The 21,535-nt window shown below is 67.7% G+C and carries 20 protein-coding genes; 8 read left to right on the top strand and 12 right to left on the bottom strand.

All coding sequences use genetic code 11. The features are described 5' to 3' along the window. Positions 1–66: 66 nt before the first annotated feature. The 3 genes from gltX to AC1DJ5_RS08780 form a co-directional block, all read right to left on the bottom strand. Positions 67–1,401 (bottom strand): glutamate--tRNA ligase, encoded by a 1,335-nt coding sequence (gene gltX / locus AC1DJ5_RS08770; protein WP_477020336.1) that lies wholly within the window; start codon positions 1,399–1,401, stop codon positions 67–69. Positions 1,402–1,495: 94 nt separating this feature from the next. After that, positions 1,496–1,930 (bottom strand): RNA polymerase-binding protein DksA, encoded by a 435-nt coding sequence (gene dksA, locus AC1DJ5_RS08775; protein ID WP_441456243.1) that lies wholly within the window; start codon positions 1,928–1,930, stop codon positions 1,496–1,498. Between the two features lie 187 nt (positions 1,931–2,117). Then, the gene (locus AC1DJ5_RS08780; protein ID WP_441456195.1) at positions 2,118–2,543 is read right to left on the bottom strand and encodes a flagellar assembly protein FliX; all 426 of its coding nucleotides are present in this window, start codon (positions 2,541–2,543) and stop codon (positions 2,118–2,120) included. A gap of 181 nt (positions 2,544–2,724) precedes the next feature. Here AC1DJ5_RS08780 and AC1DJ5_RS08785 point away from each other — a divergent pair, with 181 nt between their 5' ends. The 4 genes from AC1DJ5_RS08785 (at position 2,725) to AC1DJ5_RS08800 (ending at position 6,238) form a co-directional block, all read left to right on the top strand. Then, positions 2,725–3,843, top strand: coding sequence for a flagellar basal body P-ring protein FlgI (locus tag AC1DJ5_RS08785; protein WP_441456196.1), 1,119 nt, complete (start codon positions 2,725–2,727; stop codon positions 3,841–3,843). Further along, a complete protein-coding gene (locus tag AC1DJ5_RS08790) occupies positions 3,843–4,148 on the top strand; it encodes a rod-binding protein (RefSeq protein WP_477020337.1) in 306 nt (101 codons plus the stop codon). The genes AC1DJ5_RS08785 and AC1DJ5_RS08790 overlap by 1 nt, the downstream gene beginning before the upstream one ends. Beyond that, the gene (locus AC1DJ5_RS08795) at positions 4,145–4,585 is read left to right on the top strand and encodes a flagellar basal-body protein FlbY (RefSeq protein WP_477020338.1); all 441 of its coding nucleotides are present in this window, start codon (positions 4,145–4,147) and stop codon (positions 4,583–4,585) included. The genes AC1DJ5_RS08790 and AC1DJ5_RS08795 overlap by 4 nt, the downstream gene beginning before the upstream one ends. Before the next feature lie 63 nt (positions 4,586–4,648). Further along, on the top strand, positions 4,649–6,238 hold the full coding sequence (locus tag AC1DJ5_RS08800) for an EAL domain-containing protein (RefSeq protein WP_477020339.1): 1,590 nt from the start codon (positions 4,649–4,651) through the stop codon (positions 6,236–6,238). A gap of 313 nt (positions 6,239–6,551) precedes the next feature. Here AC1DJ5_RS08800 and AC1DJ5_RS08805 read toward each other — a convergent pair whose 3' ends face one another. After that, on the bottom strand, positions 6,552–8,144 hold the full coding sequence (locus tag AC1DJ5_RS08805; RefSeq protein ID WP_477020340.1) for an ABC-F family ATP-binding cassette domain-containing protein: 1,593 nt from the start codon (positions 8,142–8,144) through the stop codon (positions 6,552–6,554). A gap of 275 nt (positions 8,145–8,419) precedes the next feature. On the opposite strand from AC1DJ5_RS08805, the gene AC1DJ5_RS08810 reads away from it, so the two are divergent. Together AC1DJ5_RS08810 and uvrA are read left to right on the top strand one after the other, a co-directional pair. Further along, a complete protein-coding gene (locus AC1DJ5_RS08810) occupies positions 8,420–8,944 on the top strand; it encodes a group III truncated hemoglobin (RefSeq protein ID WP_477020341.1) in 525 nt (174 codons plus the stop codon). 111 nt (positions 8,945–9,055) lie between these two features. Further along, positions 9,056–11,998: an excinuclease ABC subunit UvrA gene (uvrA, locus tag AC1DJ5_RS08815; RefSeq protein WP_477020342.1), complete on the top strand. Its 2,943-nt coding sequence runs from the start codon at positions 9,056–9,058 to the stop codon at positions 11,996–11,998. Positions 11,999–12,030: 32 nt separating this feature from the next. Here the strand turns inward: uvrA and AC1DJ5_RS08820 are convergent, their stop codons facing one another. Further along, positions 12,031–12,915 carry a hypothetical protein gene (locus tag AC1DJ5_RS08820; RefSeq protein ID WP_477020343.1) on the bottom strand — a complete coding sequence of 295 codons (885 nt, stop codon included), beginning with the start codon at positions 12,913–12,915 and terminating at the stop codon, positions 12,031–12,033. Positions 12,916–12,977: 62 nt separating this feature from the next. Next, a complete protein-coding gene (locus AC1DJ5_RS08825; protein WP_477020344.1) occupies positions 12,978–13,916 on the bottom strand; it encodes a hypothetical protein in 939 nt (312 codons plus the stop codon). Between the two features lie 112 nt (positions 13,917–14,028). Between AC1DJ5_RS08825 and trmFO the strand changes: the two genes are divergently transcribed. Next, positions 14,029–15,426 (top strand): methylenetetrahydrofolate--tRNA-(uracil(54)-C(5))-methyltransferase (FADH(2)-oxidizing) TrmFO, encoded by a 1,398-nt coding sequence (trmFO, locus tag AC1DJ5_RS08830; RefSeq protein WP_477020345.1) that lies wholly within the window; start codon positions 14,029–14,031, stop codon positions 15,424–15,426. 19 nt (positions 15,427–15,445) lie between these two features. Here trmFO and AC1DJ5_RS08835 read toward each other — a convergent pair whose 3' ends face one another. After that, positions 15,446–16,651: an MFS transporter gene (locus AC1DJ5_RS08835; RefSeq protein ID WP_477020346.1), complete on the bottom strand. Its 1,206-nt coding sequence runs from the start codon at positions 16,649–16,651 to the stop codon at positions 15,446–15,448. A gap of 68 nt (positions 16,652–16,719) precedes the next feature. On the opposite strand from AC1DJ5_RS08835, the gene AC1DJ5_RS08840 reads away from it, so the two are divergent. Beyond that, on the top strand, positions 16,720–17,211 hold the full coding sequence (locus AC1DJ5_RS08840) for a MarR family winged helix-turn-helix transcriptional regulator (RefSeq protein ID WP_477020347.1): 492 nt from the start codon (positions 16,720–16,722) through the stop codon (positions 17,209–17,211). Here AC1DJ5_RS08840 and AC1DJ5_RS08845 read toward each other — a convergent pair. The 5 genes from AC1DJ5_RS08845 to yajC all read right to left on the bottom strand — a co-directional run bounded on the left by AC1DJ5_RS08845 (position 17,208) and on the right by yajC (position 21,525). Further along, entirely contained in the window at positions 17,208–17,834 is a 627-nt protein-coding gene (locus AC1DJ5_RS08845) for a squalene/phytoene synthase family protein (RefSeq protein ID WP_477020348.1), read from the bottom strand. The two genes, AC1DJ5_RS08840 and AC1DJ5_RS08845, sit on opposite strands and share 4 nt — an antisense overlap. Positions 17,835–17,889: 55 nt before the next feature. Beyond that, positions 17,890–18,510, bottom strand: a complete 621-nt coding sequence (locus AC1DJ5_RS08850) for a hypothetical protein (RefSeq protein ID WP_441456209.1) — start codon at positions 18,508–18,510, stop codon at positions 17,890–17,892. A gap of 92 nt (positions 18,511–18,602) precedes the next feature. After that, positions 18,603–19,574, bottom strand: a complete 972-nt coding sequence (secF, locus tag AC1DJ5_RS08855) for a protein translocase subunit SecF (RefSeq protein WP_441456210.1) — start codon at positions 19,572–19,574, stop codon at positions 18,603–18,605. Further along, positions 19,574–21,169: a protein translocase subunit SecD gene (gene secD / locus AC1DJ5_RS08860; protein ID WP_441456211.1), complete on the bottom strand. Its 1,596-nt coding sequence runs from the start codon at positions 21,167–21,169 to the stop codon at positions 19,574–19,576. The genes secF and secD overlap by 1 nt, the downstream gene beginning before the upstream one ends. Positions 21,170–21,210: 41 nt before the next feature. After that, positions 21,211–21,525 carry a preprotein translocase subunit YajC gene (yajC, locus tag AC1DJ5_RS08865; RefSeq protein ID WP_441456212.1) on the bottom strand — a complete coding sequence of 105 codons (315 nt, stop codon included), beginning with the start codon at positions 21,523–21,525 and terminating at the stop codon, positions 21,211–21,213. Positions 21,526–21,535: the final 10 nt, after the last annotated feature.

Below are 21,535 nucleotides of genomic sequence, written 5' to 3' on the forward strand. Positions count from 1 at the left end.
GCGCTGAAAACGAAAAGGCCGCCTTCGCAGGAAGGCGGCCTTTTTTGTATCCGACTGAGGCTTGGGTTAGCCCGCATCGCCCTTCAAGCGTCGCACGATGGCCTCGCGCCCGATCAGGGGGGCCATGGCCGCCATGTCCGGTCCGTGCGCCTGTCCGGTCAGGGCCAGCCGCAAGGGCATGAACAGGCCCTTGCCCTTGGCGCCGGTCTTTTCCTTCACCGCCGCCGTCCACGCCGACCAGGCGTTGGCGTCGATGACCTCGGGCAGGACCTCCAGCGCCGCGGCGGCGAAGGCGGCATCCTCGATCACCGGCGTGACCGGGCCGGTGACGATCTTCGCCATGTCGGCGACGTCGGCGAACTTGTGCAGGTTCGGCTTCACGGCCTCCCAGAAGCCTTCACCCAGATCGACGCCCAGCGCCGCCAGACGCGGCTGGGCCTCGGCATAGGTCAGACCGTGCAGGGCCTGGGCGTTCAGACGGTCTAGGTCGGCGGTGTCATAGCGCGCCGGCGAACGACCCATCTTGGAGAAGGCGAACGACTGGCCCAGAGCCTCGACCGAAGCCGCGATTTCCAGATTGTCCGAGGTGCCGATCTTGCCCAGGTGGCTGGTGATGGCGATCGGTTCATAGCCCTGGTCGCGCATGTCGCTGATCGACAGCGAACCCAGACGCTTGGACAGGGCCGCGCCGTCGGCGCCGACCAGCAGCGGCATGTGGGCGAAGCCGGGAACCTTGGCGTCCAGCGCCTCGAAGATCTCGATCTGCGCGCCGGTGTTGGTGACGTGGTCCTCGCCCCGGATGATGTGGGTGATGTCCATGTCGATATCGTCGACGACCGACGGCAGGGTGTAGAGGAACAGGCCGTCCTCGCGGATCAGCACCGGATCCGACATCGAGGCGGTGTCCACCTCGGCGTGACCGCGCGCCAGGTCTTCCCAGGCGACGCGCTTGCCTTCCAGCTTGAAGCGCCAGTGCGGGCGACGGCCCTCGGCCTCATAGGCGGCCTTCTCGGCGTCGGTCAGTTCCAGCGCGGCGCGGTCATAGATCGGCGGCAGGCCCCGCGACAGTTGCACCTTGCGGCGGCGATCCAGTTCGTCGGAGGTTTCGTAGCAAGGATACAGCCGGCCCGCCGCCTTCAGACGCACGGCGGCTTCCTCATAGCGGTCGAACCGCTTGGATTGATTGTAGCGCTCGTCCCAGGTCAGGCCCAGCCAGGTCAGGTCGGTCTCGATGCCGTCCTCGAACTCCTGGGTGGAACGGGCCAGATCCGTATCGTCGATGCGCAGAACGAACGAGCCGCCCTGCCCCTTGGCGAACAGCCAGTTGACCAGAGCCGTGCGGACATTGCCGACGTGCAGCTTACCCGTGGGCGACGGAGCGAAACGAACCTTGACGGACATGGGGGATCAACGACCTCGATAGGAAGGCGGCTTGGTCGCGCCGCCGCCCGCTCAAGTCAAGCCGATCCGCCCAATCCGAAGCGATCCGGCGCGATCAGTCGTCGCGATGGACCCGTTCGCGGCGCTCGTGCCGCTCCTGGGCCTCAACCGACAGGGTCGCCGTCGGCCGCGCTTCCAGCCGGCCCAGGCCGATCGGTTCCCCGGTGTCCTCGCAATAGCCGTAGGAACCGTCCTCGATCCGGCGCAGCGCATCGTCGATCTTGGAGATCAGCTTGCGTTGCCGGTCGCGGGTCCGGAGCTCCAGCGCCCGGTCGGATTCCGACGAGGCCCGGTCCACCAGATCAGGATGGTTCTCGGTTTCGGCTTTCAGATTGACCACGGTGCCCTTGGACTCGCGAAGGATCTCATCCTTCCACGCCAGAAGCTTGGCCTTGAAATAGGCCAATTGCCGCTCATTCATAAACGGCTCGTCGTCGGTGGGCCGGTACACGACCGACTCCCCCTCGATCACAGACGCTAATGCGTTCATCGCACTCACGCTCAAATATGTCTGCGCCCCCCTGCGGCGCATGGGCCGTATAGGCAAGCGCGAGAGTCGCGGCAATGGCGTTCGCGAGTCCGTGATATCGTTAAGCTTCATTAACGCCGCGTCAGTGTGGCAAATTGTCCTCACCTGACGGTCGAAACCGGGATTTCGATTGCGTTTCTCGCGGCTTCTAGACCGCCGCGCGGGCAGTTTCCGCCTTGGCCATTTCCACGGCGGCACGCAGGTCGATCTGATCCAGCACGCCTTTCAGGCCCGGATCGGCGTCCTCCGGCCGCTCTTCGCGCAAGGTGCGCGCCAATCGTTCCAGGGCCGCCGCGCCGTCCTGGCCGTTCAGCAGGGCCAATTTCAGCTCGTCCAGCCGGTCCAGCAGCCCGCCTCCGCGTCGAATCGCCCGGCGGCGGCGCTCGGTCGCGTCCTCCACCCCCTGCAACGCCATCAGGGCGGACACCCCGGCGACGCTGGATGCGGACGAGGTCGCGTTGGCCGAGGCCGGTCCAGAGGCCGCGCCGCCGGCCGGCAGGCTGAAACCGCCCGCCGCGCGGGCGGGGCGCTGGCCTTGCGTCGATGTAGGGCCTGAGGGGCCGGTGACCTTCATGATCAATGCTCCCGATCAATCCCGACCATCGGTCAGGAGCGTCACCGCTTGGTTAACGCCCCGGCAGATTCTGCCGCCAGGTGATCGGCGCCCACGAGCCACGCATTGAATTTACGCATCTTTTCAGGCGGCACGAACTTCGCATGGTTAATCGCGAACGCCTCCACGGGACGTCTTTCGTATGCAGAAGTTGCTCACCGCCCTCCTCGCCTCCGCTTCCGCCGCGCTGATTCTGGCCGCGGCGACGACGGCGGCCGAGGCCCAGTCGCGAATCAAGGACATCGTCTCCATCGAGGGCGTCCGCACCAACCAACTGGTCGGTTACGGCCTTGTGGTCGGCCTGAACGGCACGGGCGACAGCCTGCGCAACTCGCCCTTCACCCGCCAGTCGCTGGAGGGGATGATGGAACGCCAGGGCGTCAACATCCGCGGCGCCAACCTGAACACCAAGAACGTCGCGGCGGTCATGATCACCGCCGATCTGCCGCCCTTCGCCACGCCGGGCTCGCGCCTGGACGTCAGCGTCTCGGCCATGGGCGACGCCAAGAGCCTGCTGGGCGGCACCCTGCTGGTCACTTCGCTTCAGGGCGCGGACGGCGAAATCTATGCGGTGGCTCAAGGTTCGGTCCAGACCGGCGCCGTCTCGGCCTCGGGCGGCTCCGGCTCCTCGGTCACGCGCGGGGTGCCGACCGCCGGCCGCATCGCCTCGGGCGGCGTGGTCGAGCGCGAGACCGGCTTCGACCTGTCGGCCATGCCCGTCGTGCGCCTGACGCTGCGCAACCCGGACTTCACCACGGCCCAGCGCGTCGCCGCCGCGATCAATCAGTCCTATCCCAACAGCGCCCTGGCCGAGAACGGCACCGTCGTCGCCGTCCGCTCGCCGCAGAACCTCGGCATGGCGGGCTTCATCAGCCGGGTCGAGAACCTGCCGGTCCGCGTCGACGCCCCGGCCAAGGTCATCATCGACGAGGTCAACGGCGTCATCGTCATGGGCGAGGCCGTTCGCGTCTCTACCGTCGCCATCGCCCAGGGCAATCTGACCGTCTCGGTTCAGGAAAACCCGATGGTCAGCCAGCCCGAGCCCTTCAGCCGCGGCGGTCAGACCGTGGTGGTCCCCCAGTCGAACGTCAGCGTCGATGAAGAAACCGGCCGCCAGATGCGGATCGTTAACGGCGGGACCTCCCTGTCCACCCTGGTCAACGGCCTGAACGCCCTCGGCGTCAGCCCGCGCGACATGATCAGCATCCTGCAGGCCATCAAGACCGCCGGCGCCCTGCAAGCCGACATCGAGGTGATGTAATGGACGCGCTTTCCGTCTCCCCCGACCTGCTGCGCCCGACCGACGCGCCCGCCAAGCGCGGCCAGTCGCCCGAGCAGATGCGCGAAACCGCCGAGGCCTTCGAGGCCAGCTTCCTGTCGCAGATGCTCAAGCCGATGTTCGAGGGTCTGCAGACCGACGGCCCCTTCGGCGGCGGCGAGGGCGAAGCGACGTGGCGCAGCTTCCTGATCGACGCCATGGCCAAGCAGACCGTCAAGGCCGGCGGCGTCGGTCTGGCCGACAGCGTCGTCTCCCAGATGCTGAAGATGCAGGAACAAGCCGCGTGACCGCCGACGTCGAAACCTCCACTCTCCGCGCACGCCAGTTGATCAACCTGACCCAGGCCCTGACCGAACGCCTCGGCGCCGAGCGCGACGCCTTCCGCGCCCATCGCGCCCAGGACGTCGCGGCGGGCATGGCCGAGACGCAGGAACTGGCCAACCTCTATCGCCGCGAGTCGGCCCAGGCCAAGGCGGCGCCCGCCTTCCTGTCCGTCATCCCCGCCGCCGACCGTAATGCCCTGATCGAGGCGACCCAGGCGTTCGAACTCGTCCTGGCCGACCACGCCCTGACCGTCGACGCCGCCCGTCAGGTGTCCGAGGGCCTGGTCCGCACCATCGCCGCCGAGGTCGCCGGCGCCCGCGCCCAGGGCGTCGGCTACGGGGCCTCCGGCCGCGCCACCGAGGGCGACGGCCGCGCCGTGGCCTTGAACCGAAAGGCCTGATCGGCTCGAAAAATCTTCGGACGATCCGCGTTTTCTTAACGGCCTTGGCCGCAAGGACAGGCCATGAGCCTGAAATCCCGTCTTCTTGGAATGGCGTTCGCCGCCGCCGACGCCCTGGTCGAGATCGACAAGGATGGTCAGATCACCTTCGCCCTCGGCGCCGGACCCATAGCGGGCCAGGCCTCGACCGCCTGGATCGGCCAGCCGCTGGCCGACCGGCTCGCCGTCGCCAGCCGCCCGGCGGTCGCCGAGGCGACCCGCGCCCTGAGCGCCGGCGGCCGCTGCGACGCGCTCGAGGTGCTGGTGGATTGCGGCGACGGGCGCGTCCGTCGGGCCGTGTTCCGCGCCTTCATGCTGCCCGAACTGGCCCCGGCCGTGTCCTGCGCCCTCACCTATGCCGGCGCCGCGTTTGAAATGAGCGCTGCGCTCGGCGCAGCGGAAATCGCGGACGCGGCGGGCTTCATGGAGCACGCCCGCAAGAGTCTGAGCGACCAGACCGGCGCGGCTCTGCAACGGCTGGCCCTCGCCTTCATCGAGGTTCAGGGCCTGACCGCCGCCAATGACGCCGCCAATGAGCGCGTCGCCGTCCGCCTCGGCGCCCGGCTGCAACTGGCGTCCCATGACGGGGTCAGCGCGGGGCGTCTGACCGGCAATCGCTACGCCCTCGTCAAGGAAGCCGGCGACGGCCGCGACCTCCAGGCCGAAGTCCGCGAAGCCGGACTGGCCGAAGGTCTGGACCTGACCTCACGGTCCAGCGAAGTCGCCGTTGGATCCGACGCCCTGTGCGCCCTGCGCGCCATGCGCTTCGCCATCGAGGGCTGCCTCAAGGACGACGCCGCCCAGCCGGAACTCAGCTTCGCCGACTCGCTGTCGCGCACGCTGAAGGACGCCGACCGGTTCCGCGGCATCGTCCGCGACAAGGAGTTCGCCCTCTTCTATCAGCCCATCGTCGATCTGAAGACGCGGGCCGTTCATCATTTCGAGGCTCTGGCGCGTTTCGGTCAGGCCGGCGGCCCCGCCCCGGCCATCCGCATGGCCGAGGAACTGGCCCTGATCGAAGGCTTCGACATGGCCGTGGCCGAAAAGATCGTCCACCGCCTTCGCCAACCCGGCTCGGGACTGCTCAAGGTCGCCATCAATGTCTCCGGCGCCTCGCTGGCCAATGACGCCTATGTCGCGGCCCTGCTGCGGATGACGGCGTCCGAGCCCGACAACCGCCGCCGTCTGATCGTCGAAGTCACCGAGACCGCCGCCCTGGCCGACATCGCCGCCGCCAACCGCCGCCTGGGCGCCCTGCGCGACGCCGGGATCAAGGTCTGCATCGACGACTTCGGCGCCGGTTCCGCCGCCTTCGACTATCTGCACGGCCTGTCGGTCGACTCGGTCAAGATCGACGGCGGCTTCGTGCGCCAGATCGACGGCGACGCCCGCGCCCGCACCATGGTCAGCCATCTGGTCGACCTGTGCGGCTCGCTGAACCTGACCACCATCGCCGAGATGATCGAAACCGAGGACGCCGCCCAGGCGGTCCAGGCCCTGGGCGTCGGCTATGGCCAGGGCTGGCTGTTCGGCCGCCCCGAAGCCGAACCCGTCACCGTGGCCCCCGCCGCCCCCCGCGCCCGCCGTCAGGGCGTGGTCGAGGCCTGGGGCTGACTTTCCATCCAAATCCGACGCGCCGATCCCAATGAATTCCAGGGATTGCGAACGCCTCGAAACGTTTCGCTCGCCTTGGTCACGCCGTGCGCCACACTAGGGACGGTCTTTGACACGTCGATTATAGCGAACCGCCCCTCACACTCCGCTCATCCCGGCGGACGCCGGGATCCAGCGCTTTGGCTTCCAGCCGCCGGGATCAATGGAAAGTGCGGCGCTCGGCGATCTCACTGGGTCCCGGCGTCCGCCGGGATGAACGGGGTCAATCTAGCCCCCCTGAAGTCCGCGCATTGCACCAATTGCACTGTTTTTTTCACCGCACCGTGCAATCCGCCCGCTCCAGCCGAACCTCCCGGCCCACGCCCACATTACCCAGAAAGTCCCGATCGTGGCTGACCACCACCAGCGCCCCGTCATAGGCCTTCAGCGCCGCCTCGATGGCGGCGATGGAATCCAGGTCCAGATGATTGGTCGGCTCATCCAGGATCAGCAGTTGCGGCGGCCGCGCTCCGGTCATCACACAGGCCAGCGCCGCCCTCAGTCGCTCACCGCCTGACAGCGTCCCGACCGTCCGGTGCGCCGCCGTATTCCTGAACAGGAACCGCGCCAGCGCCGCATGGGCCTCGTTCGGCGTCCCTTCCGGATTCAGCCGCCGCCAGGCCTCGATCAGGGTCTCCTCCGGCTTCAGGATCGCCGCCACCTGATCCAGCAAGGCCGCCGTCACCGGCCGCTCGACCCACCCCGCTGTCGGCTCCAGTTCGCCCGAGATCAGCTTCAGCAGCGTCGTCTTGCCCGCCCCGTTCGGCCCGGTGATCGCCACCCGCTCCGGCCCCGTCAGCCGCAGCGACACCGACCCGACAATCAACCGCCCCTCGGGACTGCGCCATTCCACGCCGTCCAGCGCCAGCACGGTCTTGCCCGTCGCCAGCCCCGTCGAGGGCATGGGCACGGACAACAATCGCGCCCGCTCGACCCGTTCACGGGCCTCGGTCAGCTGCGCCTCGACCTCGGCGCGGCGCCGCTCAGCCAGCCGCCCTTCGCGCGCCCCGGACTCCTCGGCCCGCTGGGCCTTGGCGTCGAGCAGGATCTTGGGATCGGACGTCCCCGCCCGATGCGCCCGCCCCGCCCTGTCGCGCCGCGCCTTCTTCTCCAGCGCGGTCTGCGCCTCGCGCGCGGCGCGTCCGACCTCGCGCTCGGCGCTCTCCAGATCGCGCTCGGCCGCCGCCCGCTCCGCCTCGCGCCGCTCGACATAGAGGTCCCAGCCGCCGCCATAGGTCCGCGCGCCCAGCCTCGACAGCTCCACGATCCGGTCCATGCGCCGCAACAGCGCCCGGTCATGACTGACCGTCAGCACCCCGCCCGGCCAGCGCCCCACGACCTCGGCCACCAAGGCCCGCGCCTCGGCGTCCAGCTGGTTGGTCGGCTCGTCCAGCACGATCAGGTCCGGCGCCGCCAGCATCAGCCCCGCCAACCGCAGCCGCGTCTGCTCCCCCCCGCTCAGGCCGCTCGTGGGCCGATCCAACGCCAGCCCAGCCAAGCCGACCTGCGCCAAGGCCTCATCCAGCCGCGCCTCCAGCGTCCAGTCCGCTTCGGCCATATCCTCGACCGAGCCGTCCCCGGCCAGCACCCGCGCCAGCAAGGCCAGCGCCCCCGCCACGCCCAAGGTGTCAGCCACGGTCTCACCGGGCGCCGGCTCATAGGTCTGGGCCAGCCAGCCGATCGTTCCGGCGCGGGCCACCGTCCCCTCTGCGGGCGCGGCCAAGCCGGCGACAAGCCGCAGCAGCGTGGTCTTGCCCACGCCGTTGCGGCCCACGACGGCCGTGCGCTCGCGCCCGAAGGCGAGGCTCAGATTATCGAATAGGGGGTTTCCGTCAGGCGTGCGGGCCGCGACGCTGTTGAGCGTCACGATAGGTAGCCTTGGCGCGGATGCGGACGGGTTGTGGCTTGGGTTGAGCGAGGACAAGGGCGAGCACCAGCAGCGGAGCGGAAAGGGCGAAACCGATTTCCAAAGCGCTGATCATGATCGTCGTGCCTCCTCGTCAAATACGTTGGCTGGAGGAAGGATGGGTGCTGATCTTTCGCAGCGCAACCCCAATTCTCCGGTCCCGCTTTTGCGACGCGGCGCCGCACCCCGATCCCGCCCCCATGGTCGAACAGTCGGCGTGCGCCTATCTTGGCCCCATGACCGCGCCTGACCGAACCGTCGCCTTCCGCATCGACAAACCCGCCCCCGACCGCACCGAGGCCGCCGCCCGCCGCGCCGAAGCCGTGGACCGCATCCGCGCCGAGACCGGCATCGACGAGGCCCTGATCGACGCCCTGGTCGAAGGCTTCTACGCCCGCGTCCGCGACGACGACTTCATCGGCCCCATCTTTGCCGAGCGCATCTCGGACTGGGCTCCGCATCTGGAACAGATGAAGCTCTTTTGGTCCTCGGTCGCCCTGTCCACCGGCGTCTATCAGGGCCGGCCCATGCCCAAACACCTGCCCCTGCCCATCGACGCCCGCCACTTCGACCGCTGGCTTGAACTCTTCGAGGCGACCGCCCGCGACCTCTGCCCGCCCGTCGCCGCCGACCATTTCATCAGCCGCGCCCGCCAGATCGCCCAAAGCCTGGAACTGGGCGTCGCCAACGCCCAAGGCGTCCTCGTCGGCCCCGGCGAACGCTACCGCCGCCCGGAGCCCGCCTGGATGCCCGAATCCTGAACGTAAGTTCTCATATTGTTCTTGCTGTTTCGGGCGAATTGATCCCCATATAGCGTCGTCGCCCCGACCGTTTTGGGGCCTCCCGCGTTCCCGCTTACCGTTTCCGGGCCCATGACCGAAAAGCACAACTTCATCCGCGTTCGCGGCGCCCGCGAGCACAATCTCAAGGGCGTGGACGTCGATATCCCGCGCGAGAAGCTGGTCGTGATGACCGGGCTGTCGGGGTCGGGCAAATCCTCGCTGGCGTTCGACACCATCTACGCCGAGGGCCAGCGCCGCTATGTCGAGTCGCTCAGCGCCTATGCGCGCCAGTTCTTGGAACTGATGGGCAAGCCCGACGTGGACCTGATCGAGGGCCTGTCCCCGGCCATCTCCATCGAACAGAAGACGACCTCCAAGAACCCGCGCTCGACCGTCGGCACGGTCACCGAGATCCACGACTACATGCGCCTTCTGTGGGCCCGCGTGGGGGTGCCCTATTCGCCCGCCACCGGCCTGCCGATCGAGAGCCAGACCGTCAGCCAGATGGTCGACAAGCTGACCGCCCTGCCCGACGGCGAGCGTCTGCTCCTGCTGGCCCCCGTCGTTCGCGGCCGCAAGGGCGAGTACAAGAAGGAGATGGCCGAGTGGCAGCGCAACGGCTTCCAACGGCTGAAGATCGACGGCGAATTCTACGCCATCGAGGATGCGCCGACGCTCGACAAGAAGTTCAAGCACGACATCGATATCGTCGTGGATCGTATTGTAACAAAAGAAGGTCTTGAACCCCGCTACGCCGACAGCATCCAGACGGCGCTGAACCTGGCCGACGGCATCGCCACCGCCGAATGGGCCAATGCGCCGGAGGGCGAAGAGCCGCGCCGCATCGTCTTCTCCGAGAAATTCGCCTGCCCCGTGTCGGGCTTCACCATCAGCGAGATCGAGCCCCGGCTGTTCTCGTTCAACAACCCCTTCGGCGCCTGCCCGACCTGCGACGGCCTGGGGGTCAAGCTGGCCTTCGACGCCGATCTGGTGATCCCGGACCGCGACAAGACCCTGCACAAGGGCGCCGTCGCCCCCTGGGCGCGCGGCCCCTCGCCGCTCTACACCCAGACCCTGCAGTCGCTGGCCCAGCACTACGACTTCTCGATGGACAAGGCCTGGCGCGACCTGCCGGAACAGGCCCAGAAGGTCATCTTGCAAGGCTCGGGCGGCGAGAAGATCAAGTTCGTCTATGACGACAACGCCCGTAAATACGAGGTCTCCAAAGCCTTTGAAGGCGTGCTGCCCAACCTGGAACGCCGCTGGCGCGAGACCGACAGCGCCTGGGTCCGCGAGGAACTGGGCCGCTATCAGTCCGAAACCCCGTGCGAAGTCTGCGGCGGCAAGCGGCTGAAACCCGAGGCCCTGGCCGTCAAGATCGGCGGGGCCGACATCGCCGACGTCAGTTGGCTGTCCATCTCCAAGGCCTATCTGTGGTTCTCGACGCTGGAAGAGCACCTGACCGACAAGCAGAAGGAAATCGGCCGCCGCATCCTCAAGGAGATCACCGACCGGCTGCGCTTCCTGAACAATGTCGGCCTCGACTACCTCAGCCTGTCGCGCAGTTCCGGCACCCTGTCGGGTGGCGAGAGCCAGCGCATCCGTCTGGCCTCGCAGATCGGCTCGGGCCTGACCGGCGTCCTCTATGTGCTGGACGAACCGTCCATCGGTCTGCACCAGCGCGACAACACCCGTCTGCTGGAAAGCCTCCGGGGCCTGCGCGATCTCGGCAACTCGGTCCTGGTGGTCGAGCATGACGAGGAGGCGATCATGACCGCCGACTATGTCATCGACATGGGTCCGGCCGCCGGCGTCCACGGCGGCGAGATCTGCGCCCAGGGCACGCCCGCCGAGGTCATGGCCAACCCCAACTCCCTGACCGGCCAGTACCTGACCGGCGCGCGCGAGATCGAACTGCCGCCCGAGGGTCGCCGTCCCGTCGACCGCAAGCGGATGCTGAAGATCAGCGGCGCCACCGGCAATAACCTGAAGAACGTCACCGGCGAGATCCCCGTCGGTCTGTTCACCTGCGTCACCGGCGTGTCCGGCGGCGGCAAGTCCACCTTCACCATCGAGACCCTGTACAAGGCCGCCGCGCGCCGCCTGCACAACGCCTCAGACGCCCCCGCCAACTTCGACCGGATCGAAGGGCTGGAGTTGTTCGACAAGGTCATCGACATCGACCAGTCGCCTATCGGTCGCACCCCGCGTTCAAACCCCGCCACCTATACCGGCGCCTTTGGCCCGATCCGCGACTGGTATGCCGGCCTGCCGGAGTCCAAGGCGCGCGGCTATGGTCCCGGCCGGTTCAGCTTCAACGTCAAGGGCGGCCGCTGCGAGGCCTGTCAGGGCGACGGCCTGATCAAGATCGAGATGCATTTCCTGCCCGACGTCTATGTCACCTGCGACGTCTGCAAGGGCAAACGCTACAACCGCGAAACGCTGGAAATTGTCTTCAAGGGCAAGAGCATATCCGACGTTCTGGACATGACGGTTGAAGAGGCCGCCTCCTTCTTCAAGGCCGTGCCGCCGATCCGCGACAAGATGCTGACCCTGGCCCGCGTCGGCCTCGGCTACGTCAAGGTCGGCCAGTCCGCCACCACCCTGTCGGGCGGCGAGGCGCAGCGCGTGAAGCTGTCCAAGGAACTGGCCAAGCGCGCCACGGGCAAGACCCTCTACATCCTCGACGAGCCGACGACCGGCCTGCATTTCGAGGACACGCGCAAGCTGCTGGAGGTGCTTCAGGAACTGGTCGACAGCGGCAACACCATCGTCGTGATCGAGCACAATCTGGATGTCATCAAGGTCGCCGACTACCTGCTGGACTTCGGTCCCGAGGGCGGCGACGGAGGCGGCGAGATCGTCGCTGTCGGCACGCCTGAACAGGTGGCCGACAACGCCGCCAGCTGGACCGGCAAATATCTGAAGGAAGTGCTGGATCGCCACGAAGAGCGTCGCAAGGCGCGCGTCGCCGCCCTGCCCGAGGCCGCGAAAGCGCCCGCCAAACCGGCCCGCGTCCGCAAGAACGCCTGACCGGATCGGTCAGGCGTCTAAGACGCGGGCCGTCAAACGCGGGGCGCGTCCTTAAGGTGCAGGTAGGCGGCCGAGAACGGCGCGTACATGATGGCGATCTGCGCCGCCGACAGGATGGCGTTGACCACCAGCGACACGGCCAGCGCCGGCCCGGCCACGCGCAGCATTTCCGCGATGCCGGCGCCTTCCAGCCCGGCCAGACGGTCCATGCCGCCGACCAGCAGACTGAGCGGCGCCGCCACGGCCGAGCCCAGCACGGCGACCAGGACCGCCATGATCCAGGCGATGATGCCCATGCCCAGGATCGGCCAGAAAACGCCACGCGTCAGTGCGAAGGACTCCTTCACCGCAATCCGCCGCTCGGCGAAGGTGATCGGCACGGCCAGGCTGAGCCGCACTGACAGCCAGACGATTAGCGCCACGGCGGCCAGGGACAAGAGAATCACCGCCAGCCAAAGAGCGGGGACGGTCATGGCGAGGCCAGCGGCCACGCTGACCACGACGAACGCCGCCATGGCGGTCAAGCCCGTGATCACGGCCACGATCAGATTGACGGCCAGGACCCGCAGTTCGTCCTTGCCCACCCGGAGATAGCCGAACCGCTTGTCCTCGGGTCGGATCACCGAGCGGGCGATGGCGGTGTTCAGCACCGCCCCCAGCAGGATGGCCAGGGGCACGCCCCAGGCGAACATGACGCCGTAAGCCTGCATCAACGGCTGCATTTCCTCGATGGAGGGATTGGCCTTCCCTTCGAGTTCTTTCATCAGCGACATCATCGTCACCAGATGAGGTCCGGCGACCAGGAAGAACAGGATGAAGAAGACCGCGTAGGCCAGCGCCCAGGCCAGCAGGGCCTGTGGCGCGCGCCGGGTCATCCGGAAGCCCTCAAAAGCGCAATTGGTGGCAGGAAAAGTCATGCGATCGTCCTCGATTCCCGGTCAGCCTAGAGCATTTTCTGGATTCTGACTGGCTGCGTACGTCAGGACCGATTTGGCTCTAGCGCAACCGGGCCCGGTTCGTCCTGCGGCCCCTGCGCCAACAGCCAACGGCAGGCCTCGGCATAGGGGGCGACCATGACCGTTATCAGAAATCCCTGCAGCCACGACAGGGGCACGAAGGCCGCCAGCCCCCAACCGACGAGAGCGCCCCAATCGATGTCGGGCGGCGGCCCCTGCTCCAGCATCGCGGCCAGACTGAAGACATTGACGCCCGCCGCCAGGAACAGAACGACGGCGGCCGCCATCAGCAGCGCCAGCTCGATCGCGATCACGACCACGATGATCGCCAGGCTCATTCCCAGCAACCTCAGCACCTGTCCCTTGGTCAGCTTCCAGCCCGGCACAAAGGCGAAATCGCCCAGCGCCACGCTGGCCGGCATGATCAGCGACGCCCGCAGCATCACGCCCCATATGGCCAGCCCCGCCGCCACGGCCACCAACAGTCCCAGCGTCACCGCCGCCGCTTCCGACACGAACCACAGCGCAGCGCCGACCGCGAAGGCGATCAGCCCCACGACAATGGCGGCGGCGTAGAAGGCGACGATCATGCCCAGGCCGACGACGGCTATGCGCACTTCGTCCATGCCGACCTTCAAACCGGCGAAACGAACGCTTCTTTCGGGAAACAGCACGGCTCGGAAAATCGCTGCCGCCACGACCACCCAGATCAGGGCCTGCAGGACGTTGGCCAGGCCCGACCACGCCTGAAACTGCACCATCTGGGCGATCAGCGTGGCGGGCGGCTCCTCCGCCGCCAGTTCTTCCACGGAGATCGCGCCGAACAGCCGCAGCATCAGGGCGCCGAACATCAGCGACGGGGCGGCCAGCACCACGCCCCACGCCCAGACCCGCAGCGGCTGGCGCCGTGTCAGCCTGAAGCCGGAGCCCAAGGCCTCGCCGATTGAAAACGCCGTGGTCATGACTGGTCCCTCCGAACCTTCGCCGCAAGCCAGACCATACGCGCCCGCTCCCCCGGGGCCAAGGATGCGATGACAGGCTGACGGAAGGCCTTGGGACGGCTAGAAGGCCGCCATGTCGAACGTAGCGCCCTCCACCAAACCCATTCACGTCATCGGCGGCGGCCTCGCCGGCTCCGAAGCCGCCTGGCAGATCGCCCAGGCCGGCGTGCCCGTCATCCTGCATGAAATGCGCGGCGTGCCGGGCGTGAAAACCGACGCCCACCACACCGACGGCCTGGCTGAACTGGTCTGCTCCAACTCCTTCCGCTCCGACGACTGGGAGTTCAACGCCGTCGGCCTGCTGCATCAGGAAATGCGCGAGTTGGGCTCGATCATCATGGCCGCGGCCGGCGATCATCAGGTCCCGGCGGGCGGCGCCCTGGCCGTCGACCGCGACGGCTTCTCGCAAGCCGTCACCGCGCGGCTGGAAGCCCACCCTCTGGTCACCATCGTGCGCGAGGAAATCGCCGGCCTGCCGCCGGAAGACTGGGACAACGTCATCGTCGCCACCGGCCCGCTGACCTCGCCCGCGCTGGCCGAGGCCATCCTCAAGCTGACGGGCGAGGAAAGCCTCAGCTTCTTCGACGCCATCGCCCCGATCATTCACGCTGACTCGATCGACTTCGACATCGCCTGGCGTCAGTCGCGCTATGACAAGGAAGGCCCGGGCGGCGACGCCGCCGCCTACGTCAACTGCCCGATGGACAAGGCCCAGTACGAGGCCTTCATCGACGCCCTGATCGACGGTCCCAAGGCTGAGTTCAAAGAGTGGGAGAACGTTCCCTATTTCGACGGCTGTCTGCCCATCGAGGTCATGGCCGAGCGCGGCCGCGAAACCCTGCGCCACGGCCCGATGAAGCCCGTCGGCCTGACCAATCCGCGCAACCCGACGGTCAAGGCCCACGCCATCGTCCAGCTGCGTCAGGACAATGCGCTCGGCACCCTGTTCAACATGGTCGGCTTCCAGACCAAGCTGAAGCACGGCGCCCAGGCCGAGACCTTCCGCATGATCCCCGGCCTGCAGAACGCCCAGTTCGCGCGCCTCGGCGGCCTGCACCGCAACACCTATCTCAACAGCCCGCAACTGCTGGACAACCAACTGCGCATGAAATCCATGCCGCGCCTGCGCTTCGCCGGCCAGGTGACGGGGGTCGAAGGCTATGTCGAAAGCGCCGCCATGGGCCTGCTGACCGGCCGCCTGGCCGCCGCCCAAGCCCTCGGCCGCGACCTGTCGGCCCCGCCGCCGGAAACCGCCATGGGCGCCCTGGTCGAGCACATCACCGGCGGCCATCTGGAAGGCTCCAAATTCCAGCCGATGAACATCAACTACGGCCTGCTGCCGCCGCTGGAAGCCCCCAAGGTCGACGAGGACGGCAAGCGCATCAATCCCAAGGATCGCGGCCGCGCCAAGAAGCGCCTGCAGAGCATCCGCGCCATGGCCGCGCTGAAAGCCTGGCGCGACGCGGGTTAAGCCTTAGGGCCGGGTCGCCTCAGCGCAGCTTGGGCAGGCCCGGCCGGAACCCCAGAACCATCACGCCCAGCCCGACCACGCCGACGCCCATCAGGACCCAGGCCCCGGTCAGGTCGGCCATGTGGTCGCGCAGCAGGCCGGCGGCCAGCGGCGACAGGCTGGCGATGATGTAGCCGCCGCCCTGGACGAAGGCGAGCAGGTCGCCGGATCGCGCCGGGTCGTCGATCTGATCCATCGCCAGGATCAGGGTCAGGGGGAAGACAGCCCCCACGCCCAGACCCAGGGCCATGACGACCGGAACGGCCAAGCCGACCGGCGCCAGCACCAACCCCGCCAGACCGATCAGGGCCAGAACCAGCGCCGCCAAGATCGGCCCGCGCCGGTCGGGGAAACGTCCGATCAGCAGCGACACCAGGATGCCCGCCGCCACCTCGGCGCCGGTCATGCCGCTGAGCAAATAGCCCGCCGTCGCCCTCGCCTGCCCCAGATCGACGTAGAAGGGCGGCAGCCAGGCCAGCACCAGCGTATAGGCCGAGGTCCCCAGCCCCATGATCAGGATCAGGCTCCACGCCCGCCCCTGACGCCAGAAGGGGATTTCAGGATGGACCACCTCGACCACGGCGCGCCGGTCGGGCTCCTCCGCCGCCGGATCACGCGCGGCCAGCAGCCAGACGACCGCCGCGACGCAGGCAGGCACGCTCCACAGCGCCAGCGTCCCGGCCCAGCCGACCGCCTCGGCCAAGCCCGCCGCCGTGGCCGCCGCAATGGCCGCTCCGCCCATGATGCCCGTAGTGTAGAGCGCCATCACCGTGCCGAACCGCGTCGGGAAGGCCCGCTTGATCACGACCGGCGCCAGGGCCTGGATCAGCGCCACGCCGACGCCGACGACCGCCGCGCTGGCGATCAGGCCCGCCGTGTCCTTCAGCGCCGCCCGGATCAGACAGGCCCCGCCAATCAGCAGCGCGCCCAACAGGATGCCGCGCCGCTCGCCCAGCCGCCGACGCAGGGGCCGGATCGACAGGGCGCCGAGACCGATCATCAGCACTGGTAAGGTCGTCAGCAGGCTGGCGGCGGTGGAATCCATCCCCGTCGCGCCCTCGATCAGGTCCAGCAGCGGCCCGACCGCCGCCATCGCCGGGCGCAGGTTCAGCGCCAGAGCGAAAATGGCCGCCAGCAGCAGCAGGGACGCGCCGCGCGCCGGTTCGGCTTCGGACCGTGCGGTCATGACAGAGGACTCCACTGGGCAATCGCGCTACTCTCTCGACCTCAAGTATCTCGACGTCAAGATAACCTATGTCCGACAGAGCCTCTCGCGCCGCCGCCCAATGGGCCGTCCAACGCCCCGACCTCGACATGCTGCCGATGCAGGTGCTGGGCCGGCTGAACGAGGCCTCGCAACTGGTGGTGCGCGAGCGCCAGACGCCCCTGTTCGCCCGCTACGGCCTGCAGCATGGAGAGTTCGACGCCCTGGCGACCCTGCGCCGCTCGGGCGCGGCTGAGGGCCTGACGCCGACCGCCCTGTTCGAGGCGGCGATGATGTCGTCCGGCGGCATGACGGCCCGCATCGACCGCCTTGAAAAGGCCGGTCTGGTCGAACGCCGCCCCCACCCCACCGACCGCCGCGCCACCCTGGTCCGGCTGACCGACAAGGGGTTCGACCTGATCGAATCCATCATGCCCCGCCATGAGGAAACAGCGCGCGACATCCTCTCGCCGCTCTCGCTCGATGAACAGAAAACCCTGAACGCCCTGCTGGCTCGCCTGATCGGCGGTCTCTGCGACTAGACGCGGCCGCGCAGGACCGCCCACAGCAGCCGAAGGCGCTTCACCGGTTCCGGGTGGTCGAAGCCCGCCAGGGCGGCGTGGGCCGTTGCCGGGAAAGCCGCCGCGGGCAGGTTCCGAAGCGCCTTATTGGCGGCTGAGCGCAGCGCCCTCGCCTCGTCCGCCCGACCGGTCTGCGACAGAGCCCACAGACGCCCCGCCGCCTCGACAGCTGCCTCGTGCCCCTCGCCCGCCAGCATCCGCACCGCGACCTGCATCGGAGCGATGTAGAAGGCGTCCAGGTCATGCGGCTCGCCATGCACCCGGCCGATGTGAGCCTCGATCAGGGCGTCGAAGGGCCCGCGGACCAGCCCGTGACGGGCGACGGCGGCGGTCAGGGCCTCCAGCACGGGATGGCCGACGCGCGGGGCATGGGCGAAGACGCCCTCCATCTGCTCGGCCCACCATGTGTAGCGCATCTCGGCCAGCATGGGCTGGGTGACGCGGGTGGGAATGGCCAGAAGCTCCGCCTCGAAGGCGTAGAAAGAGATCAAGTCCGCGCGCGCCTGTTCGTCGGCCACGAACCGGCTGGACAGCCAGCGGTCGGGGTCGGCGGCGCGGACCTGGGAGTCGAGATCAACAGTCATCCCGCAAGGCCATCGGCCATTGCGGCCCATACCTCAAGGGTCTGGGGTGCAAACCTCAGCCGAACAGGGTCTGATACATGGCCATCGAGGTCAGCATCGGCAGCGACAGCAGCAGGTTGGTGCGGCTGCCCAGCATGGCGATCCGCGCGGCCTTGGCCTTCTTGTCATCGTCAACGACGACGATGCCCAGGGCGCGCTTCTGGTTCGGCCAGATCACGCCCCAGACGTTCAGGAACATGACGATGGCCAGCCAGACGCCGATCCCCATCAGGGTGAACTGCTGGTCGCCCGCCTTAAGACCTCCGGCCAGGCCGAAGCTCAGCACTTCGTGAGCATAGGCGTGGCCGCGCAGGAACATGACGGTCAGACCCGCCAGCACCGTCACCAGGGCCGACCAGCGGAACCAGAACAGGGCTTCAGGGGCGATGTACTTGCCGACGGCGGGCTTCAGCTCGGCCGGGATCGACGGCATGACCCGGATCTGCACGAAGTTGAAATAGTAGAGCAGGCCGATCCACAGGATGCCCGCCACGACGTGGACCCAGCGGGCGCTCGCCTGCCAGAAGCTCATGTCGAAACCGCCTGGCGCGATACGGCCGAAGGCGAAGATCATGACGCCCGCCAGCAGGATGCTGAGCAGGAAAGTCGTTCTGAAGTTTGAAAGCAGTTTGGCCATGCGCCCCTCCCCGGGTCGGAATCAGGAAGCGTGACCTTACTCCTCCCTCCCCGTCCGGGGGAAGGAGGAGCATTTTCAGGTAGAATCCAGCCTTAAGGCCGGCTGGCCATGCCGAGCTTGATCGGCTTGGCGTCCTCGTCGATGGAGCCCCCGCGCCGGACGCCCCACAGCAGGATGATCGGCGCGCCGACATAGATCGACGAATAGGTGCCGATGACGATGCCGGCCATCAGGGCGATGGAGAAGCCGAACAGGGCCTCGCCGCCGAAGACGGCCAGAACGGCCAGAACCGCCACGGCGGTGACGCCGGTGATGATGGTCCGCGACAGGGTCTCGTTCAGCGACAGGTCGATGACCTCGCGCAGCGGCATGGTCTTGTACTTGCGCAGGTTCTCACGCAGGCGGTCGAACACCACGACCGTATCGTTCATCGAATAGCCGATGACGGTCAGGATGGCGGCCACCATGTTCAGGCTGAACTCCAGCTTGAACAGGACGATCAGACCGAAGGTCAGGATCACGTCGTGGACCAGACCGGCCACGGCGCCGAAACCGAACTGCGGTTCGAACCGGAACCAGATGTAGGCGAACATCAGGGCGATAGCCGCGCCCAAGGCCATCAGGCCATTGGTGAACAGCTCGCCCGAGACCTTGGAGCCGACGACGCTGACGCCCGAGAAGGCGACCTTGCCGACGGCGTCGGTGATGCCGCCCTGGACGCGCTGGACGACTGCGGTCTGGTCTTGGTTGTCCGGAACCTGGAAGCGGACGATGGCGCGCTGGTCGCCGTCGATGTTCTGAACCTGGACTTCGCCCAGATCGAGGCTGTTCATCGCCTCGCGGACCTTGCCCGCGTCGATCGATTGTCCAGCCGGGGCGGTCATTTCCATGACGGCCCCGCCCTTGAAGTCGATGCCCATTTCAAGGCCGGGATAGAAGCAGGCGACGATCGAGGCGACGCACAGCACGACGGAAAGGATACCGGCCGGCACAGCGTACTTCACGAAATGGAAGTTCGTCTTGTGCGGCAGCACTTTGATGAGAGGCCATCCACGCATCGCCATCACTCCGCGATCGGCAGTTTCTTGGGCTTGGCGACTTTGAGCCAATACCCGAGCAGCACCTGGGCGACCATCACCGAGGAGAACATGGAGGTGAAGACGCCGATGGTCAGCGTCCAGGCGAAGCCGCGCACCGGGCCGGCGCCGAAGACAAACATGATCAGCGCCGCCACCAGGGTGGTCAGGTTGGCGTCGATGATAGTGCCCATGGCCTTGTTGAAGCCGGCGTCCATCGAGGCGATGACCGAGCGGCCCGCCCGCGCTTCGTCGCGCATCCGCTCATAGATCAGAACGTTGGCGTCGACGGCCACGGCGAAGGTCAGCACCAGACCGGCGATGCCCGGCAGGGTCAGCGTCGCCTGGGTCAGCGACATCGCCGCCAGGATCAGCAGGCCGTTGAGCATTAGGCCCAGGACCGAGATGCCGCCGAACAGGAAGCCGTACGTGAGCAGCATGAAGGCCACGATCACCAGGAAGCCGATGATGGTCGAAACCTGACCGGCCTGGATGGCGTCCGCGCCCAGTTCGGCGCCGACGACGCGACGCTCCTCGACCTTCAGCGGCGCCGGCAGGGCCCCGCCGTTCAACAGGTTCACCAGTTCGGCGGCCGACTGAATCGAGAAGTTGCCGGTGATCTGACCCGAACCGCCAGTGATGGCGCTCTGGATGGTCGGGGCCGAGATGACCTTGCCGTCCAGGATGATGGCGAAGGGCTTGCCCAGGTTCTGGGCCGTAGCTTCAGCGAAGCGACGCGAACCCTGACCGTCGAAACGGAAATCGATGGCGGGACGGCCGTTCTGGTCCGAGCCGACGCCGGCGCGGGTCAGGTTCTCGCCCGACACCAGCACGCGCTTCTTGACCAGGTACGGCGTGCCATCCTCGCCCGCCAGCAGTTCGGCGTCCGGCGGCACGCGGCCGGCCAGAGCGTCCTGCAGACCGTTGGTGCTGCTGTCGACCATCTGGAAGGTCAGTTGCGCCGTCTGGCCGATGACGCGTTCCAACTGGCTCGGGTCGCTCTCGCCGGGCGCCTGGACGACGATGCGGTCGGCGCCCTGGCGGGTGATTGAGATTTCCTTGGTGCCGGTGCTGTCCAGACGACGGCGGACCACTTCGATCGACTGATCGACCGCCGTCGCGCCCATGGCGTTCAGGGCGGCGTCGGTGAAGGCGAAGCGGATGCGGTTGTCGCCTAGACGGGTGACGGCGCGGTCCGACTGGCCCTGCGGCGCACCGGTCTGCGCCAGGGTGCGCAGCGCGGTCATGGCGGCATCGAACTGGGCGGCGTTGCCGACCGTCACGACCACGCCGGCCGCTTCGCGTTGCAGGCCGCCGATGGCGATCTGTTGTTCGCCCAGCGAGACGCGGACGTCTTCGATCAGGTTGGTGACGCGCTTGGCGCGCATCTCCGGCACGTCGACTTCCAGCAGCAGGTAGGACCCGCCCTGAAGGTCGAGCCCCAGGTTCAGGCCGTTCTTGGGCAGCCAGCCGGGCAGAGCCTCGCGCTGGGCGGGCGTCAGGACATTGGGGAAGGCCAGCAGCAGCCCGAATACGAGCGACAGCACGACCAGGACGACTTTCCAGCGCGAAAGCTGAATCATGTCAGGGCTCTTTTCGGGCGGGCGTCAGCGGCGAAAGCCGCTCAGCCCTTGTCGTTGGCGGCGATGGCGGTGCGGTTGCGGACTTCGGCGATCATCGACTTGACCACGCGAACGTTCACGCCCTGCGAAATCTCGACCATGGCCTCGGCGTCCTCGACGCGGGTGACCTTGCCGACCATGCCGTTCGACAGGACGACTTCGTCGCCGCGCTTGACGCTGGCGATCAGGGCCTGATGCGCCTTCACCCGCTTCTGCTGCGGACGGATCATCAGGAAGTAGAACAGGATGAAGATCGCGACGATCGGCGCGATCTGCACCGCCATGGCCATCAGGCCGCCTTCAGAAGCAGTAGGCATGGAAACTCCC

The organism is Brevundimonas sp. 01N35, assembly GCF_056399785.1.

Excerpts from the sequence above, each read along its gene's own strand:
- gltX (WP_477020336.1), bottom strand. The coding sequence starts at position 1,401 with ATGTCCGTCAAGGTTCGTTTCGCTCCGTCGCCCACGGGTAAGCTGCAC.
- dksA (WP_441456243.1), bottom strand. The coding sequence starts at position 1,930 with ATGAACGCATTAGCGTCTGTGATCGAGGGGGAGTCGGTCGTGTACCGG.
- AC1DJ5_RS08780 (WP_441456195.1), bottom strand. The coding sequence starts at position 2,543 with ATGAAGGTCACCGGCCCCTCAGGCCCTACATCGACGCAAGGCCAGCGC.
- AC1DJ5_RS08785 (WP_441456196.1), top strand. The coding sequence starts at position 2,725 with ATGCAGAAGTTGCTCACCGCCCTCCTCGCCTCCGCTTCCGCCGCGCTG.
- AC1DJ5_RS08790 (WP_477020337.1), top strand. The coding sequence starts at position 3,843 with ATGGACGCGCTTTCCGTCTCCCCCGACCTGCTGCGCCCGACCGACGCG.
- AC1DJ5_RS08800 (WP_477020339.1), top strand. The coding sequence starts at position 4,649 with ATGAGCCTGAAATCCCGTCTTCTTGGAATGGCGTTCGCCGCCGCCGAC.
- AC1DJ5_RS08810 (WP_477020341.1), top strand. The coding sequence starts at position 8,420 with ATGACCGCGCCTGACCGAACCGTCGCCTTCCGCATCGACAAACCCGCC.
- uvrA (WP_477020342.1), top strand. The coding sequence starts at position 9,056 with ATGACCGAAAAGCACAACTTCATCCGCGTTCGCGGCGCCCGCGAGCAC.
- AC1DJ5_RS08820 (WP_477020343.1), bottom strand. The coding sequence starts at position 12,915 with ATGACTTTTCCTGCCACCAATTGCGCTTTTGAGGGCTTCCGGATGACC.
- AC1DJ5_RS08825 (WP_477020344.1), bottom strand. The coding sequence starts at position 13,916 with ATGACCACGGCGTTTTCAATCGGCGAGGCCTTGGGCTCCGGCTTCAGG.
- trmFO (WP_477020345.1), top strand. The coding sequence starts at position 14,029 with ATGTCGAACGTAGCGCCCTCCACCAAACCCATTCACGTCATCGGCGGC.
- AC1DJ5_RS08835 (WP_477020346.1), bottom strand. The coding sequence starts at position 16,651 with ATGACCGCACGGTCCGAAGCCGAACCGGCGCGCGGCGCGTCCCTGCTG.
- AC1DJ5_RS08840 (WP_477020347.1), top strand. The coding sequence starts at position 16,720 with ATGTCCGACAGAGCCTCTCGCGCCGCCGCCCAATGGGCCGTCCAACGC.
- AC1DJ5_RS08845 (WP_477020348.1), bottom strand. The coding sequence starts at position 17,834 with ATGACTGTTGATCTCGACTCCCAGGTCCGCGCCGCCGACCCCGACCGC.
- AC1DJ5_RS08850 (WP_441456209.1), bottom strand. The coding sequence starts at position 18,510 with ATGGCCAAACTGCTTTCAAACTTCAGAACGACTTTCCTGCTCAGCATC.
- secF (WP_441456210.1), bottom strand. The coding sequence starts at position 19,574 with ATGGCGATGCGTGGATGGCCTCTCATCAAAGTGCTGCCGCACAAGACG.
- secD (WP_441456211.1), bottom strand. The coding sequence starts at position 21,169 with ATGATTCAGCTTTCGCGCTGGAAAGTCGTCCTGGTCGTGCTGTCGCTC.
- yajC (WP_441456212.1), bottom strand. The coding sequence starts at position 21,525 with ATGCCTACTGCTTCTGAAGGCGGCCTGATGGCCATGGCGGTGCAGATC.